A 16,234-nucleotide genomic window follows, 5' to 3' on the forward strand; every position below is an offset into this window, starting at 1 on the left:
CGCCCGCTGATGGCCACTCGCACAGTAGAGGACCTACGACGCATACTGCAGCGCATCGACGGCCGCGGTTACAAAGCATACGACGAGCTAGAAGGCGAGTACCGCTTCCCGCAGTGGACGCTCTGGATTGACCACGTCCAGCCTGATCCTTTTGCTCCTCCATCGCGGATGCGACTACGCCTGCCGCAGTCTGTGGCGCGCTTTCCAGAAGAGCTCTTCGCCGACCGAGTCCGCCGCATTGCGTTGGAAGATTACTTAGCCCGCCGTGTCCGTAGCGCGATCGACAGCGTTGCCCAGAAGCACCGCGGCTCGGGCAAGAGTGGACTCATTAGCGTCGACGCTGGCAATCAGGAGGTCTTGGAGCGGACAGCAGTCCGAGTTACCGCAGAGTGGGTAGAGCTCCGCTTCCAGTTGGGACTACCCGCTGCCGGGCGGACAGTGCTGGGACGCCAAGCTGAGGCCATGCTCCGCCAGGAGTTGCCCGAAATCGTACGTCGTAGCCTCCTCTGGGAGATGACTCCACAGGAGGAGTGCCGACGCTTCGTGGAGTGCATAGAGAACCAAGAGTTCATCCGCCGGCAGCTACAGCACCGAGGCCTCGTCGCTTTTGTTGCTGACGGAGCAATTCTGCCACGCCGCAGTGGCATCAGCCAACTGCCTTTGCCCAACGCCATCCCTTTTCGCTCTCCAGCGAGCCTGCGTGTGAGCTTCACCCCACCCAATCCCGTCTGGCACAATGGACAGCTCAGCGAGAGCATTACCGGTATGGGCATTCCAGAGGGCGTCACCCTCATCGTCGGCGGTGGATACCACGGGAAGTCCACACTCCTACGAGCGCTGGAACGTGGGGTCTACCCACACATTCCGGGTGACGGACGGGAGTACGTCGTCACTCGGGCCGATGCCGTCAAGATCAGAGCTGAGGACGGCCGTCGGATCGAACAGGTCGACCTCAGCCCTTTCATCGGTACACTCCCCTACGGACAAAGTACCCACGCCTTCTGCACCGACAATGCCAGCGGTAGCACCAGTCAAGCTGCCAACATCGTAGAAGCACTGGAGGCCGGCTCCCGACTACTGCTGATCGACGAGGACACCTCCGCCACGAACTTCATGGTTCGCGACGCCCGGATGCAGGCGCTGGTAGCAAAAGACTATGAGCCAATCACGCCTTTTGTGGACCGCGTGCGCGAGCTCTTCGAGCGCTTCCGCATCAGCACTGTCTTAGTCATGGGCGGCAGTGGAGATTACCTGGACGTTGCCGACACCGTCATCATGATGCGCGAGTACTGCGCAGAAGACGTTACCGAGCAGGCACGGGCAGTCGCTGCCGCGTACCCGACGGGACGCCGACGCGAGACTCCAGCCCCATTTGAGCGGCTCCGCGAACGGGCTCTCGTCCCCGAGAGCATAGACACTTCTCGAGGACGTCGTGAAGTTAGCATTGATGCCAAGTCTACCGATCTCCTCGTCATCGGCACTACCCCTGTGGAGCTGTGGGCAGTCGAGCAACTCGTGGACATCAGCCAGACACGGGCTATTGGATACGCCATCCACACAATCGCCGAGCGCTATGCCGATGGGCGTAAGCGACTCGCAGAGCTGCTGGACGCAGCGGAGCAGCTCATGGATACTGAAGCCCTCGAGGCACTCTCTCCCTTCGCCCGGGGTGGGCGCCACCCCGGAAACTTAGCTCGGCCTCGACGGTACGAGATTGCCGCTGCGCTCAACCGCCTCCGCACTGTCCGCATGCGGCAGGTGTAGCGGAAAAGGCAAGGACTCTGCGTCTGTAGCCCTCCGTACACCATCCGTCAGACCCCGGAATGGCGCGCATCGGCTCTGAGATTCCCCACGATGCCACCTACGAGCGGAACTACGACTACAACCGCGAGCAGCTCCGCATCCTGCAGGCCCGTGCAGAACGCATCCGACAAGGGGGTGGGCCCGCAGCCCAGGAACGACTCCGAGCCCGCGGCAAGCTACCAGCACGCGAGCGAATTGCCCGACTGATCGATCCTGGTACGAGCTTTCTGGAACTGGGGTTGTTTGCTGCCTACGGGATGTACAGCGAATACGGCGGCTGTCCTGCTGCCGGCGTCATCGTCGGCATTGGAATCATTGCCGGGCGTGAGTGTGTCATCGTTGCCAACGACGCCAGCGTGAAGGCTGGCGCATGGTTCCCGATGACAGCAAAGAAGAATCTTCGCGCGCAGGAGATCGCGCTGGACAACCGCGTGCCCATCATCTACTTGGTGGACTCCGCTGGGGTCTTCCTACCGCTGCAGGACGAGGTCTTCCCGGACAAGGAGCACTTCGGTCGGCAGTTCCGCAACAATGCCATCCTCTCTTCGCTCGGCGTGCCGCAGATTGCCGCAATCATGGGCCCTTGCGTGGCCGGTGGAGCCTACTTGCCGATCATGAGCGACGAGGCTATCATGGTGGAGGGCACTGGCAGCCTCTTCCTGGCTGGGCCAGCGCTAGTAGAGGCGGCCATTGGGGAGAAAGCAGACATCGAAGAGCTTGGCGGGGCTCGCATGCATGCCAGCATCAGCGGCGTTGTCGATCATCGTGTCCGCAATGACGAGGAGGCCATCACGCTGATTCGGTCCCTCGTGGCGAAGATCTCCCCAGCGAAAGGGCGCAAGCCTATCTTTGACCGTACTGACCCCCGGCCGCCAGCATTCGACCCAGAGGAGATTTTGGGCATCCTCCCTGCTGACCGCACGAAGCCATACGATACTTACCAGCTCCTGGCCCGCATCCTGGACGACTCGGAGCTGGACGAGTACAAGGCCGAGTACGGCAAGACCATCATCTGCGGCTATGGGCGCATCGATGGCTGGGCCGTCGGGATTGTCGCCAACCAGCGGGCAATCGTCCGCTCCGGTCGAGGCGAGCTCCAAATTGGCGGTGTTATCTACTCCGATAGTGCCGACAAGGCCGCACGCTTCATCATGAACTGCAACCAGCGCGGCATCCCGCTGGTCTTCTTCCAAGACGTCACGGGCTTCATGGTAGGAACACGCGCTGAGCAAGGGGGCATCATCAAGGACGGGGCAAAGATGGTCAACGCCGTAGCAAACAGCGTCGTTCCCAAGATCACCGTCATCGTCGGCAACAGCTTCGGTGCAGGAAACTACGCCATGTGTGGTCGCGCCTACGACCCACGACTCATCGTAGCCTACCCCACTGCTCGCATCGGCGTCATGGGAGGGGCACAAGCTTCCCGGACTCTCCTAACCATCCGGCTAGAGAACCTCAAGCGCGAGGGCAAGACGCTTTCCGAAGAAGAGCAACAGGCCCTCCTGCGCGAGATTGAGCAGCGTTACGAGGAACAGCTCTCCCCCTACTACGCCGCTGCCCGCCTGTGGGTAGACGAGCTCATCTCGCCGCTTCAGACCCGGGAATACATCTCCCGCATGCTGGCCTGCGCTGCCCACAACGACACCCTGCGTCCCTGGAGCGTAGGGGTGCTACAGACTTAGCGGCGGCGTAGCAGCGCGATGCACTCTACATGCGGTGTCTGCGGGAAGAGGTCTACTGGCTGCAGACACTCCAGCCGGTAGACCTTCAGCAGTTGCCGCAAGTCGCGGGCTTGTGTAGCAGGATTGCAGCTCACGTAGACGAGTCGCTCTGCCGGGCGCTCGCAGAGGAACTGCAGCAGACGCCAGTGGATTCCAGCCCGCGGAGGATCTACCAGAATGAGGCTCGGTTGCGGGAGCGTCTCCAGGAGAGCCCACGCCGGTGCTCGGTGGAGGTCAGCCACCAGCCACGAGACATTCTCTATCCCGTTCAATGCCGCATTCGCCCGGGCATCTTCAATAGCAGCTTCCATGAGCTCCACGCCGTAGACGTGTCGAGCGTGCCGAGCAACGAACAGCGCGATGCTCCCCGTCCCACAGTAAAGGTCCCACGCAATGTCTTCAGAGGCTGGCTCCGCCAGCTCCACAATACGCCCGAAGAAGCGCTCCAACTGTGCCCAGTTCACCTGGAAGAAGGCGAACGGGGAGATGCGGAATCGGAGGTCACCGATGGGCTGCTCCAAAACACCATCGCCAGTAAGGATGCGGAGCTGGCCGTACGAGACGGGCGACCACGTGTCGTTGATCACATGGCCAACCGTGCGGACTGTCGGGAACGTCCTCGGTAGTTCCGTGGCGAGCTCCTCCAGAAAGGTGCACTCCTCCGGGCGGCTCGGGGTCGTTGTCACCAGCAGCACCATCCACTGCTCGGGTGGGGCAGCGTAGCGGATCACGATGTTGCGGAGGAAGCCTGTGTGACTCTGGTAGTCGTACGCCTGGAGCCGATAGGAACGTGCCCGCTCGCGCACGAACCCCAGGAGATGGTTCGCCAGCGGCTGCGGAAGCCAGCACTCTGTGATGTTCACTACTTCGTCGAAGCGGCCACGACGATGGAGCCCAGTACGGAGCCCACCCCCCGGGTCCGGGACGGCCGTGAACTCCATCTTGTTACGGTAGCCGAAAGGGACGGGCGAGCCGAGGATGGGCAGGATGAGCCCAGCCTCTACCCCCACTTCAGCAAAGAGGACGCGAAGTGCTTCCTCCTTCCGGCGGAGCTGCTCCGCATAAGGGATGTCTTGCCATCGGCAGCCCCCGCAATCACCGAAGTGGGGGCAGGTGCTCCCGTTGTACGTTAGCATCCGGCGTCCCTTTCCCTCAGCCGTGCTCTGTACGGGAATAGGGACGTGAGAGGCTGGGCCTTCAGTCCGGCAGGATGTGGACAGGGAAGGTCACATCCACGTCCGTCTCCCCGCTTGGCTGCGCCGTCTTTTGCCCTTCGTAGTGGAAGAGCCGAATCCGTAGGCTACCTCGGGCTTCGTGATGGCTGTGCAGCCGCACCCGAGCTTCCAATCCCAGCGGTAGCCCATTGGCATCCCTGTCTAACCGCTCAACCGTGAACAAGTCCTGCGGCTGGACGTCGTAGAAAACCTGATGCGCCGTAGCCTCACGGCGAATCTCCTCCGTGATCGTATCCGGCGGGCTGACCGCCTCGTTGAGGAACTCCAGCCGCAAGCGCCACAGGGTGTCGTGCCCCCGGAAGTGGATGGTATCCACCTGCGGCGAATTCCCACCAGGGCCATCTACATCGCGGAAGGCGAACGTGTGGACGTTGGTTGAATCCGGCTCATTCCATACATGCACCAGCACCGTCGTGATGAGCTCCTGGGGATGGTCTTCATGAGGGTGTGCTGGGTCCTTCTCGCATCCGACCAGCAGGAGCACGGCAAAGGTTAGGACGAGACCACGCAGATACATCCGGCAACGCATTGGACTACACCCGAGCTTGTGGAACATGGCTACCATTCCCACCGCAACCGCGCAATGAGATCACGTCCCGGCTCATCGGCAAAGTACCGAAGCCGGCTGTTGTAGTCGCGGTAAGCCCGATTGAAGAGGTTCCGCACCTCCACAGCAATCCCGATGGAACCGTAGCCGAGCGGGAGCTCTGCCCCAAGGGCAGCATCCCATACAGTGTACCCGGCCGGCGGCGGAGCATAATCCAGAGGTGCCTGTGACCTCTTGCCGACTGCCGTCATGGTAAGCTCTACATAGGGGAGCTGGAAGGGCCCAAAAGAGGGCAGGTGAGCATGCATCCGCAGCCGAAGTCGCGGCGGCGGGATGCCGTAAAGTGGCTGACGTTGACCGAGCTCACGCCCCCAGAGCATGGTAGCAGTGAGTTCCGCTCGGAGCCATTCAAGGAGCTCGCCCTCACTGCGGAGCTCCATCCCTGTAAGGAGAGCGGGTACCCCTTGGTACCGAAACACAGGGAATGCTCCCCGAATAGTCAGCACCGGCTGTCCCGTGGGTAGATGGGCAAGGAAGCGGGGGAAGTAGTGGGCAAAGGCGCTGGCCTCCAGGTGCCATGGCGCCGTGTGGTAGCTTGCCGAGAGCTCTGCTGTCCATACTCGCTCTGCGGCGAGGGTGGAGTCGCCCACTTCGAAGATGGCAGCACCGTGGTGGACACCGTTGGCGAAGAGCTCCACTGCTGTTGGTGCGCGCCAGCCAGAAGCGACGCTAGCTCGAAGCTCCCACGGCCGCTCCACGTACCCCACCAGGGCAGCCACAGCAGCGCTCACCCAACGCCTCTGACTGCGCGTCCATACCCCCGCTACTGAGCGCCAGACAGCCAACCCCAGCCAATCCCCTCGGAGTCCAACCGAGGCTTGCCACCGTTGCCAGAACCACTGCTGCCACAGTCCGCTCCCGAAGGCGTAGCTGCGGAAGTTCGGCACGAAGCGCTCCAACCCCTCGGAGACACTCCCCTGACGACGGGCGTCAGCAACGGCATGGAAGCGCCCGCCGAAGATGGGCTGTTCTACCTCTGCCCGAAGGCTCCAGCTCGTCAACGTCACATCGTACGCAGCCCGCCCACCGAGCACTGCCCGGAGGGAATCGCTCCAGAATCGGTGTGCGTCGTACTCTCGACGTCGATTCTGCTGCCAGCCTAAGATGAGGCTTGCTTGCCCCTCACCCAAGGCTCTCTGCAACTCCAACTCCGAGACGACGTGCCAGACATCCTGATACGGCGGCCGAATCTCATAGCCTACGGGACGCTGGACCAGCGGACGTGGCGACCGAAGGGCACGTTCCAGATCGGTCAGATTGCCTAAGTGCATCCCAGCAAAGACCCCCAGCCGCCCGCGGTAGAGCTGAAGCCGGCCCCGCAGCATCGTGTGACCGAAGAGGGACTGCAGGAGTGCCGTCCCCATGTACTGCTCGTAGGCCGTGTTGGCTAGCCCATACTGCGGAGTCATCACGTCTGCGGCCCGTCGAGCGCTCAGCAGCACCTGCCCTGCCCACGGGCCCTGTACTGCGTCCACACGCGCTGAGACTGCACCTTGGCGGTTGGCGGAGAAGCCCTCTAACCGTACCTGCCCGTGGATTCCAGGACGCGAACCCGGCAGCGCTGGTACCAATCGCACTACTCCCGCCAACGCTTCTGTCCCATACCGCACAGCTGCTGTACCCCGCACGACTTCCACGGACTCCACCATCAGCGGATCCAGCTCTGGAGCATGTTCCATCCCCCATGCCTGGCTGTAGAGTGGGAGCTTGTCATTGAGCACTAACAAGCGCTCCCCGGTCAGTCCCCGAAGGCTGGGCTTGGCAATCCCGGGCCCTGTCGTAATCACACCCATACCCGGAAGCTCTCGAAGTACCTCCCCCAGACTCTGGCCACGGTGGCGGTCTAGCTCGCGTGGCGTCAGCACCAGCAGCGGACTGGCACCCGCCTCCGGCAGCTCAGGACGTTGGGCCTCAACGGCAACACCCAGCAAAGGAACGACCCTCTGCGCCAGAACAACAGTCAGAACGGTATCTCGATGCAGCGTGAATGGTATCTCCGCAGGCACGAAGCCCACCGCGTGGACACGGAGCCAGTACCTTCCCGCAGGCAGATTCGACACAACAGCTCGCCCTTGGGCATCCGCCACCGCAGCGTGGTGTAGGGGCTCTACGACCATCCTTGCCCCAGGTACGGGCACACCAGCACTGTCGCGGACGAGGACTTCAACGCGCTGGAGGGAGAGCGCGATGGCACTGCATGCCAGCCATAGAATCGGGATTCGCATAGCTCTGCAACTAGACAGGCTCTGCACGACCGAATACGCTGTTGGCCACTGCTCACTTCAGTAGCGGCCAAGGCCACCCAGCACAATGAGGCAGTGGGGAGAGAGGGCGCAAGCAGTAGAGTTAGGACACGTAGAGGAAAGGCTGCCTAACGAGCTTGGAGTGCGCTTCAGCTCCGTGGTGGTGCTCGGCAGCAGAGGGGTGCGGTAGAGACGCAGTAAGGGGCCTGCCTCTGCTCCCAGACTTGCTCGACAGCCACTACATCTTGGGGGAATAGCCGCCCGGCCTCCGGCAGATCGGGTAGTACCAGTGGCGGTAGCCAGCAGAGCCAGCAGCTCTGCTGTACCTCCGGAGACTGCCCGTCCGCTGGAGAGTGGACGTGAGGACCCTGCAGGGCTACAGTCCCCAGCAGACATACCCCCACCGCCACTACTAAGGGTCCCCGAAACCGCATCCATCCGCTTCGACAAGTCGTAGTGTGGGGACGAATCGCACTACTATTCCAGTGCACGGCGTTCCACGGGCAGCTCGTCCATACGCATGCACAGCTCAGCATCAGCGGTCCCCATGGCGTCGGCTGCTATTGTAGGAATCGGCAACGAACTCCTGCTAGGGCAGGTAACGAACACGAACGCTGCATGGCTCGCTCAGCGGTGCTCAGAGCTTGGATTCCGAGTCCTCTACCAGAGCGTCGTCGGTGACTCTGTCCCGGAGATCGTCCAAGAGCTCCGAAGACTGTGGGAGCGTGTAGAACTCATCGTCACTACTGGCGGCTTGGGTCCCACCCACGATGACGTCACCGTCGAAGCGATCGCCCAATTCCTCGGCGAAGAGCTCCAGGAACACCCCACCGTTCGGGAGTGGCTAGCAGAGAAGGCCCACCAACGTGAGCAGCTGCTGCCGGAGCGAGTACTCCGGCAGGCGCTGTTGCCACCTTCGGCACTCCCTCTCCCAAACCCTGTCGGACAGGCTCCCGGGATCTGGAGTGAGCGAAACGGTAAAGCCCTGCTAGCTCTCCCAGGCGTGCCAGCAGAGATGCAGGCCATCGTGCAGACAGCAGCTATAGATCACCTACGTCGCCTACGCCAGCAGCTTGGCGGACCGACTTTCCGCTCCATTACCCTTGTCACTGCTGGAATTGCCGAAGCACGCTTAGCCGACTTCATCGGTCCGCCAGAGGAGCTTTTGCCCGAAGGAGTCACGCTGGCCTTCCTTCCCTCCTTCTGGGGCGTGCGTCTGCGGTTGGATGTGTATGCTGATTCGCCTGAGATAGCTGAGCAGCGCTTGGAGCAAGCCCGCCGGTGCCTCCAAGAGCGCATTCAGCCTTATCTGCTCGGAGAGGGGGATGTCCACTTGAGCCGTGTCGTCGGCGAAGAGCTTCGCCGACGGGGCGAGACATTGGCTGTTGCAGAATCATGCACTGGCGGACTCTTAGGAGCCGCCATCACAGACATCCCTGGCAGTTCCGACTACTTCCTCGGCGGGCACATCGTCTACAGCAATGCAGCGAAGACCTCCTTCCTGCAAGTGCCACCGGAGCTACTGCAGAGTGTAGGGGCTGTTAGCCAAGAGGTAGCCGAGCTCTTAGCCGAGAACGTCCGCCGAGCCTTCGGGGCTACGTACGGCGTTGGTATCACCGGCATCGCAGGCCCTGGCGGCGGAACCCCTCAGAAACCGGTCGGCACCGTCTGGATTGGCCTGGCAACCCCAGAGCGCGTCTCTGCGCGCCGCTTCGTCTTCGGTACTGATCGAGCAGCCAACCGTCAGCGCTCCGTAGCTGCAGCTCTGACTTGGCTCTACTGCCATCTGAAGGGCCTTCCGGAGGAGTGATGGAACGGCTGCTAACTGTGCTGGCAATTGAAACGTCATGCGACGAGACCGCTGCAGCGCTCGTCCGTGGGCGAGCTGTGCTCAGCAACGTCCTCCACTCTCAAAGCGTCCACCGTCCATACGGAGGCGTGGTACCCGAGCTGGCCTCACGAGCCCATCTCCAGCTCATCGTTCCGGTTGTCCGCCAAGCATTGGCCGAGGCCGGCTGCAGCATGGATGACGTAGACGCAATCGCTGTAACGGCACAACCCGGACTCATCGGTTCACTCCTCGTTGGAGTGAACTTCGCCAAGGGACTCGCCTTGCGCTACCGGCTTCCGGTGATACCGGTTAACCACCTTGAGGGACACATCTTCTCCGGCCTGCTGGAGGAGCCAGAGCTGGGCTTTCCGTTCTTAGCATTAGTCGTCAGCGGTGGACACACGGCCCTCTTCTGGGTAGAGTCCTTCGAGCAGGTGCGCCTCTTGGGCTCAACACGGGACGATGCCGCTGGCGAAGCCTTTGACAAAATCGCTTCCCTCTTAGGGCTTGGGTACCCCGGAGGACCCGCAATCGACCGATTGGCTGCTAAAGGCAATCCCACCGCTTTCGCCTTTCCCCGCGCACTCCTTCAGGACTCTACATTCGACTTCAGCTTCAGCGGCCTCAAAACTGCCGTCCGTGGCCTACTCCAGAGGCACTTCCCACACGGGCCTCCAGAAGAGGTCCTACCGGACATCTGCGCCTCTGTCCAAGCAGCGATTGTAGAGGTACTGGTCCACAAGACTATTCGGGCGGCGCGGCTCTACCGTGCACCGACTATCGTAGTTGCCGGCGGAGTCTCGGCCAACTCAGCCCTTCGGCGCCACATGCAGGAAGCCGCGGCACGTTTCGGGATCCGTGTCGTGCTGCCACGGATCAGCTACTGCTTGGACAATGCTGCGATGATTGGAGTGGTCGCTCACGAGAAGCTACGAACGATTGGGGCTACGGCCTTTCACCGACTGACGTGGACAGCCTCTCCAACACCGCTACGATCTGCAGTGGGTAGAGGCTCTCCCTCACGCCCTTCTGAGCTGCCGACAGTATCGGCTCTGCCGCATTAGTACCGCAGGAGCGCTGCCATAGGAGCGCCTTCTGGCAGCTCTTCAGGAGTTGCGGCAAAGACTTGGCCCTGTGTGGCAACGGTATGAATCACGGCTTCGTTGAGCACGTGAACAGCCCCTGATGTCCTCAGTTCCGTCAGATGCAAAGCCTGTGCACTATGGTCCACGATCCCCCACAGCTCTACATCAGGTCGGAGGAAAAGCACCTCAACACGTCCATGGAGTGCTGCGAAGAAGACCGTCGTTAGCTCCTCAGCTGCTTTTGGGCTATTCCCCCGTAGATTCCAGAACCGCTCCAGCCATTGTCGTCGCCTCGCATCGCTCCAGCGCTGGACAATCTCGCGTGCTCGCGTGTGGAGCTCGCTCAAGCTGTAGTGCTCGGGATTCCCGTAGATTGCTTCCGGCAGTAGCACGGGGTAGTGGCTAATCTCCCTATACAGGACCACCTCGTACTCAACCCCCACAAGGATTAGCGGGAGACGGTGCTCATTCCCAAGCGGCGTCAGAGCACGATCCACCATGCGGTAGTACTCCGTGGTCAGCCGCTTGATGTCCTCCTTGCCGTATCCATGCCCATGCGTAACCATCACTGCTTGGCCACCTCCCAAGCGTAGCCCAGTACGATACTGCACCACAGGCTCAGGCGTATCCACCTGCAGTGCCTTCCAGAGGTCCAGTGGCAGCCGCTCGCGCTCCGCTTCTGACAAGCCTGCCGGCCCACCAGCATACAGGCGGACACGGTACTTCTCCAGTGCTAGCACCAGGAATTGCCCATCCCCTACGAAAAGGGGTATCAGTGGCGACACAACGAAGTGAGAGCCAACGAAGACCTCCTCTCGAAAACGCAGCGGCAGCCTATAGGTCCGTACGAAATCCGCAGCGGCGAAGACCGCCAACCCATCGCTCTGGTAGAGCCAGTACACCTCCCGCTCCGCTAGCTCTTCCAGCGGACTCAAGATGTGGTGTACCTGCGACGGCGCAGCACCCCAGGCCATCAACTCCTCACGGGCGCGTCGCAAAGCATTCCGGAACCGCACCGGGTTCTGATGCGCCTCCGAGGTCACCCGCTCCGTTGGGATGTACAGTGACAGACACGGTGGCTGCGGTTCCCCGGGGAGGACAAGCTCCGTCAGCTCGCGCGGTCCAAACAGGTCCATGGCAAACACCACCTCAGCGGTACACACCTCGTTGTGATGATCGGATGAAGTCAATGCACTCCTGCACTTCTGGCAGGACTGTGGGATGTTCGCTCAAGTAACGCGCAATCCCCTCGCTCATGTTGAGCCCGGAGAAGAAGACGATGCGGTAGAACTCCTCAAGCGCTCGGATCGTCTCTGCTGGAAATCCACGGCGCTGCAGTCCCACGCGGTTAACCCCCTCCACCCTAGGAGGCTCCCGCCCGATGAGGGCATACGGCGGGACGTCCTTGACAATCTTCGCATCAGCCCCGACCATCGCGTGCTTGCCGATGGAGCAGAACTGGTGAACCTTGACCACCCCACCCAGCACGGCCCACTCCCCGATGGTGACATGTCCGGCCAGTTGGGTGACGTTAGAGAGGATTGCGTGGTCTCCGATGACACAGTCGTGGGCGATGTGGGAGTAGGCCATGATAAGACAATTGCTGCCGATGACTACTTTCCCCGTAGCACGGGTCCCACGATTGATCGTGACGAACTCGCGAATGGTCGTCCGATCACCGATGACCACAATGGTCTCCTCCCCCTGGTACTTGAGGTCCTGCGGAGGATTACCGATGACAGCCCCCGCAAAGATTCGGCATTCGCGCCCAATGCGGCTACCATTGGCGATCACGACGTGAGAGCCGATCTCGCAGCCGGGGCCGATCTCTACGTCGTCTTCAATCACGGTGTAGGGACCGATAGAGACTCCATCAGCGATGCGGGCCCGGGGAGAGACAATGGCTGTGGGGTGGACCTTCACCATGGTCCCTCAACGCTCCACGATCGCCGCTTGGAGCTCCGCCTGTGCCGCCAACTGCCCATTGACAAACGCCTTTCCCTCCAGCAGCACGGTTTTGAAGCGGCGATGGAGGAGGCGGACCTCCATGAAGAGCTGGTCCCCAGGAACTACCGGACGGCGGAAGCGTGCTTTGTCGATTCCCGTGAAGAAGACCAAGACCCGTTCAGGGTCCAATGCCAAATCCTTCAGCAACAACAGGCATCCTGTTTGCGCCATCGCCTCAACGATGAGCACGCCGGGCATCACCGGCCGCCCTGGGAAGTGTCCCTGGAAGAAGGGTTCGTTGAAGGTTACGTTCTTGTAGCCGAGGATGCGGTTGTTCTCTAGGTCGTACTCTACGATGCGGTCAACCAGCAAGAACGGATACCGATGTGGCATGATGCGCAGGATTGCCTCTATGTCGAAGACAGCCCCCTCAGAAGGTCGCACCTGGTAGCGGCGCACCAACTGCTTCTGCTCATACAGCCGCCGGATACGGCGAGCGAACTCTACATTCGTGGTATGCCCTGGCCGGGCTGCTAAGATGTGGGCCCGCAGAGGCACTCCAACCAACGCCAAGTCGCCCAAGAGATCCAGCAGCTTGTGGCGGGCTGGCTCATTCTTGTACCGCAACGGCGTATCGTTGAGGATACCGTTACTGCCGAGCCGCAGCTCGCCCTCTATCCCCAACCGCTGAGCCAATGCTCGGAGCTCCTCTGGACTTATGGCTCGATCTACAATGACGATAGCGTTGTCCAGACTACCTCCTCGGATGAGCCCCTGCTCTAGCAGGGACTCTACTTCCGACAGGAGGCAAAAAGTACGGGCAGGAGCAAACTCTGTGACGAACTCTTTCTCCAGGCTGAAGAGCCCTGTATGCTGGCTCCCTAGCGCTGGAGTGGGATAGTCTATCATCACCGTGATGCGGAAATCATCGTTTGGCAGCGCAACCATGTCTGTCCCGCGGGCCTCGTCTGTGTAGCGGATAGGGTGATCGACGATGAGGTAGTCACGCGGGACCCGCTGCTCCATAATTCCCGCCTTGAGGAGTGCTTCGACGAAGGGGAGCGAGCTCCCATCACCTACTGGAGGTTCGCTAGCGTCCAGCTCTATTCGGCAATTGTCAATCCGAAGGCCAGCCAGTGCTGCCAACACATGCTCAACCGTATGCACACGGACATCCCCACTCCCCAGCGTTGTCCAGCGCGTAGCATCCACGACGTAGTCCACTAGCGCCGGGATCTCTGGAGCATTTGGGACATCGGCGCGCACGAAGCGGTAGCCGTAGTTCTCCTGTGCCGGATGGAAGGTAATCGTGCAGGGAGCTCCCGTATGCAGACCCACGCCAGAGACAGAAACAGGCTCGCGTACGGTCCTCTGGTACTCTACCATGCCTACTTGCGCTGCTGGTTCAACGACTCGCAGAGCGCCATCAGCTCCTCCAAGCGCTGCCGTAAGTACTGCAGCTCCCGCAAGACCTCTGGCAGTTGCCGAAGGGCTGCTTGCTGTCGTAGGGCTGCGTAATGTTCCTGTGCCGGGCTACCGAAGTAACGCCCCGGCCTCGGCAAGGACTTAGAGACTCCCGACTGCGCTTCAACGATAACATCGTCCCCAAGCTGCACATGCCCCACGATGCCTACCTGCCCACCAATTCGGTTACGCTTGCCCAGCCGAGTACTCCCAGAGATGCCGGCTTGCGCCGCGATTGCAGTATTCTCCCCAATCCTAACGTTGTGGGCAACATGCACGAGATTGTCAATCTTCGTGCCCCTCTCAATCCGCGTGCTACCAGCGAGGGAACGGTCAACGGCGGTATTCGCCCCGAGTTCAACGTCGTCCCCAAGGACCACGTTGCCGACGTGGGGAATCTTCTCCAAGCGTCCATCCTGGTTCTCCCAGAACCCGAAGCCATCGGCTCCTAAGACGACTCCGGCGTGGATGAGACAACGCTTGCCAATCCTCGTCCGCGGATAGCACACAACCCCCGCATGGAGCACAGACTCTGCACCTACTACGACGTCGCCGTAGAGGACAACGAAAGGATGGAGAATGACCCGCTCCTCCACAACACAGCCTGGTCCAACGACGCAGTAGGCCCCCAGAACAGCCGTCGGGGCAACCGTAGCCGTTGCATCTACCAAGGCTGTTGGATGCCGGAACCCCCAAGGCGGCTCCGGCTCTGGGTGTAGGAGTGTCATGAGGGTGACGAAGGCCCTATAGGGATTCTCCACCCGAATGAAAGCCTGCCCCGGGCGAGGCGTAGCTTTCAGTGCAGAAGGTACCAACACACAACTGGCCTGTGTTTCGGGGAGTAGCCGAGCGTAACGTGCATTCTGGACGAAGCTCAGTTCACCCGCACGGGCCTCCTCAATCCGATTGAGGCCGTAGACCTGAACTTCTGCGTCACCTTCGACTGTCCCACCGAGATAGCGAGCAATCTCAGCCGCTGTATAGCCGCGCTGTGCCATTACGCTTAGCGGGGTATCGGACGGTCCTGGTCAGGGGGTTCGGGGAGCTGGTCCCCAGGTTGCGGAGGGGCTTGCTCACTCGGCGCTGGGCGTCGTCTGGGAGCACGTCGTCGCTCCTCCTTGGACGCACTCCCCTCACGCTGTCGCTCCAACTGCTCAACATGCTGTTGTTGCTGCGCCTCCAAGTCCTTGGTATCGACCCCTAAGCGCTTGAGCACCTTCACGGTGAGATCAAACTTCGGGTGAGCGAAGACCAGCGGCTGCCGGCTCTTGTCCCATACGAAGTCGTACCCCTCCGCCACCGCAACCTCTTGGACTGCAGCAAAGATTTTCGCCTCCACTGGCTGATAGATTGCAGCGGCAGCCGAGTCGTACCGGCCTCCAGGGGCAAAGCAACGGCGGAAGAACTCCTCCCGCTGTCGGCGGAGCCGCTCCAGTTCTGCCTCCTTCTGCCGGCGCTCCTCTTCCGTCCAAAGCAGACGATGCTTCCGAATCTCTTCCTCCAACTGGCCAATCTGGCGGGCCATCTCCTCTAACGTCCGCTGCCAGTCATCCGCCACAGACCGCAGTCGCTGCTCAGCCTGCTGTGCCTCGGGATAGCGCTTGCGAATTTCCTCCGAGTTAATGAAGCCAACTCGGGCTGTCCCTGGACCGGTCAGGAGTTGCTCAATCTGCTTCAACTGTGCCCAGAGCGGTGAACCGGCGCACAACAGCACCCACAACCACGCCTTCCACATCACTGCTGTCCCCGCTTCAGGCGGTCTAACACGCGATACGTCAGGTCTATGCGGTCTTCGGCGAAGAGGACCGTCGGGCTAGACCGGTCAATGATGAGCTGGAAGCCTTCCTCTCGTGCAACCTGGCGAATGGCTTCCTGGACACGCGTCCGCAGTGGCTGGAGGAGTTGTTCGCGCAACTGAGCCAGCTCCCCGGTGACACCGAACTTCTCCTCCTGGTACTGCAGATAGCGCTCTTGGAGCTGCCGGAGCTGTTCCTCTTCCTTCGACTTCGCCTCCGCTGTCAGAATGGCCTCACGCTTACGATACTCCTCCAGCCGACGCTCCAGCTCTGTACGTAGCTGCGTGAGTGTATCGCGGAAGCGCTGGCCAGTCTCCATCAGCTGGCGATCGATCTGCGCAGCCTCGGGTAGTTGGCGCACGATCGTCTCCAAATCCACAACCGCTACCCGTGGGCTCGCAGCCGACGATGACTGCGACGTCCGAGACTGCTGTGCAATAGCTGCCATCGTCACAAGACAACATCCCCCAATCACCCAGAACCACATGCGCTCCTCCTGTCG

At 61.3% G+C, this 16,234-nt stretch carries 14 protein-coding genes; 4 read left to right on the forward strand and 10 right to left on the reverse strand.

Annotated features, from left to right (window positions below; translation table 11 throughout):
* Nucleotides 1–9: 9 nt before the first annotated feature.
* On the forward strand, nt 10–1,764 hold the full coding sequence (locus NZ960_03880) for an ABC-ATPase domain-containing protein (protein MCS7176751.1): 1,755 nt from the start codon (nt 10–12) through the stop codon (nt 1,762–1,764).
* Nucleotides 1,765–1,823: 59 nt separating this feature from the next.
* Nucleotides 1,824–3,485, forward strand: coding sequence for an acyl-CoA carboxylase subunit beta (locus NZ960_03885; protein ID MCS7176752.1), 1,662 nt, complete (start codon nt 1,824–1,826; stop codon nt 3,483–3,485).
* Here the strand turns inward: NZ960_03885 and rlmD are convergent.
* From rlmD to NZ960_03905, 4 genes are all read right to left on the reverse strand, one after another.
* The gene (rlmD, locus tag NZ960_03890) at nt 3,482–4,660 is read right to left on the reverse strand and encodes a 23S rRNA (uracil(1939)-C(5))-methyltransferase RlmD (GenBank protein MCS7176753.1); all 1,179 of its coding nucleotides are present in this window, start codon (nt 4,658–4,660) and stop codon (nt 3,482–3,484) included. The two genes, NZ960_03885 and rlmD, sit on opposite strands and share 4 nt — an antisense overlap.
* A 61-nt stretch (nt 4,661–4,721) precedes the next feature.
* Nucleotides 4,722–5,276 carry a hypothetical protein gene (locus NZ960_03895; protein MCS7176754.1) on the reverse strand — a complete coding sequence of 185 codons (555 nt, stop codon included), beginning with the start codon at nt 5,274–5,276 and terminating at the stop codon, nt 4,722–4,724.
* A gap of 41 nt (nt 5,277–5,317) precedes the next feature.
* Nucleotides 5,318–7,591, reverse strand: a complete 2,274-nt coding sequence (locus NZ960_03900; GenBank protein ID MCS7176755.1) for a TonB-dependent receptor — start codon at nt 7,589–7,591, stop codon at nt 5,318–5,320.
* A gap of 167 nt (nt 7,592–7,758) precedes the next feature.
* On the reverse strand, nt 7,759–8,043 hold the full coding sequence (locus NZ960_03905) for a hypothetical protein (GenBank protein MCS7176756.1): 285 nt from the start codon (nt 8,041–8,043) through the stop codon (nt 7,759–7,761).
* Between the two features lie 113 nt (nt 8,044–8,156).
* Here NZ960_03905 and NZ960_03910 point away from each other — a divergent pair, with 113 nt between their 5' ends.
* Nucleotides 8,157–9,419 (forward strand): competence/damage-inducible protein A, encoded by a 1,263-nt coding sequence (locus NZ960_03910; protein ID MCS7176757.1) that lies wholly within the window; start codon nt 8,157–8,159, stop codon nt 9,417–9,419.
* Nucleotides 9,419–10,504, forward strand: coding sequence for a tRNA (adenosine(37)-N6)-threonylcarbamoyltransferase complex transferase subunit TsaD (gene tsaD / locus NZ960_03915; protein MCS7176758.1), 1,086 nt, complete (start codon nt 9,419–9,421; stop codon nt 10,502–10,504). The genes NZ960_03910 and tsaD overlap by 1 nt, the downstream gene beginning before the upstream one ends.
* Here the strand turns inward: tsaD and NZ960_03920 are convergent.
* From NZ960_03920 to NZ960_03945, 6 genes are read right to left on the reverse strand one after another with little or no spacing between them, the layout of a single operon-like run.
* Nucleotides 10,501–11,661, reverse strand: coding sequence for a hypothetical protein (locus NZ960_03920; protein MCS7176759.1), 1,161 nt, complete (start codon nt 11,659–11,661; stop codon nt 10,501–10,503). The two genes, tsaD and NZ960_03920, sit on opposite strands and share 4 nt — an antisense overlap.
* 13 nt (nt 11,662–11,674) lie before the next feature.
* A complete protein-coding gene (gene lpxA / locus NZ960_03925; protein MCS7176760.1) occupies nt 11,675–12,451 on the reverse strand; it encodes an acyl-ACP--UDP-N-acetylglucosamine O-acyltransferase in 777 nt (258 codons plus the stop codon).
* A gap of 6 nt (nt 12,452–12,457) precedes the next feature.
* Nucleotides 12,458–13,858 (reverse strand): bifunctional UDP-3-O-[3-hydroxymyristoyl] N-acetylglucosamine deacetylase/3-hydroxyacyl-ACP dehydratase, encoded by a 1,401-nt coding sequence (locus NZ960_03930; GenBank protein ID MCS7176761.1) that lies wholly within the window; start codon nt 13,856–13,858, stop codon nt 12,458–12,460.
* 2 nt (nt 13,859–13,860) lie between these two features.
* Nucleotides 13,861–14,934: a UDP-3-O-(3-hydroxymyristoyl)glucosamine N-acyltransferase gene (gene lpxD / locus NZ960_03935; GenBank protein ID MCS7176762.1), complete on the reverse strand. Its 1,074-nt coding sequence runs from the start codon at nt 14,932–14,934 to the stop codon at nt 13,861–13,863.
* A gap of 5 nt (nt 14,935–14,939) precedes the next feature.
* Nucleotides 14,940–15,671, reverse strand: a complete 732-nt coding sequence (locus NZ960_03940) for an OmpH family outer membrane protein (GenBank protein MCS7176763.1) — start codon at nt 15,669–15,671, stop codon at nt 14,940–14,942.
* On the reverse strand, nt 15,671–16,219 hold the full coding sequence (locus tag NZ960_03945; GenBank protein ID MCS7176764.1) for an OmpH family outer membrane protein: 549 nt from the start codon (nt 16,217–16,219) through the stop codon (nt 15,671–15,673). The genes NZ960_03940 and NZ960_03945 overlap by 1 nt, the downstream gene beginning before the upstream one ends.
* Nucleotides 16,220–16,234 lie beyond the last annotated feature (15 nt).

Origin of the sequence: Candidatus Kapaibacterium sp. (assembly GCA_025059875.1) — a bacterium.
Lineage (GTDB): Bacteria > Bacteroidota > Ignavibacteria > Kapaibacteriales > HRBIN21 > HRBIN21.

Bases quoted from the DNA above. Each gene is read 5' to 3' on its own strand.
- NZ960_03895 (MCS7176754.1), bottom strand. From the start codon at position 5,276: ATGTATCTGCGTGGTCTCGTCCTAACCTTTGCCGTGCTCCTGCTGGTC.
- rlmD (MCS7176753.1), bottom strand. From the start codon at position 4,660: ATGCTAACGTACAACGGGAGCACCTGCCCCCACTTCGGTGATTGCGGG.
- NZ960_03905 (MCS7176756.1), bottom strand. From the start codon at position 8,043: ATGCGGTTTCGGGGACCCTTAGTAGTGGCGGTGGGGGTATGTCTGCTG.
- lpxD (MCS7176762.1), bottom strand. From the start codon at position 14,934: ATGGCACAGCGCGGCTATACAGCGGCTGAGATTGCTCGCTATCTCGGT.
- NZ960_03900 (MCS7176755.1), bottom strand. From the start codon at position 7,591: ATGCGAATCCCGATTCTATGGCTGGCATGCAGTGCCATCGCGCTCTCC.
- NZ960_03885 (MCS7176752.1), top strand. From the start codon at position 1,824: ATGGCGCGCATCGGCTCTGAGATTCCCCACGATGCCACCTACGAGCGG.
- lpxA (MCS7176760.1), bottom strand. From the start codon at position 12,451: ATGGTGAAGGTCCACCCCACAGCCATTGTCTCTCCCCGGGCCCGCATC.
- NZ960_03945 (MCS7176764.1), bottom strand. From the start codon at position 16,219: ATGTGGTTCTGGGTGATTGGGGGATGTTGTCTTGTGACGATGGCAGCT.
- NZ960_03940 (MCS7176763.1), bottom strand. From the start codon at position 15,671: ATGTGGAAGGCGTGGTTGTGGGTGCTGTTGTGCGCCGGTTCACCGCTC.
- tsaD (MCS7176758.1), top strand. From the start codon at position 9,419: ATGGAACGGCTGCTAACTGTGCTGGCAATTGAAACGTCATGCGACGAG.
- NZ960_03910 (MCS7176757.1), top strand. From the start codon at position 8,157: ATGGCGTCGGCTGCTATTGTAGGAATCGGCAACGAACTCCTGCTAGGG.
- NZ960_03920 (MCS7176759.1), bottom strand. From the start codon at position 11,661: ATGGACCTGTTTGGACCGCGCGAGCTGACGGAGCTTGTCCTCCCCGGG.
- NZ960_03930 (MCS7176761.1), bottom strand. From the start codon at position 13,858: ATGGTAGAGTACCAGAGGACCGTACGCGAGCCTGTTTCTGTCTCTGGC.
- NZ960_03880 (MCS7176751.1), top strand. From the start codon at position 10: ATGGCCACTCGCACAGTAGAGGACCTACGACGCATACTGCAGCGCATC.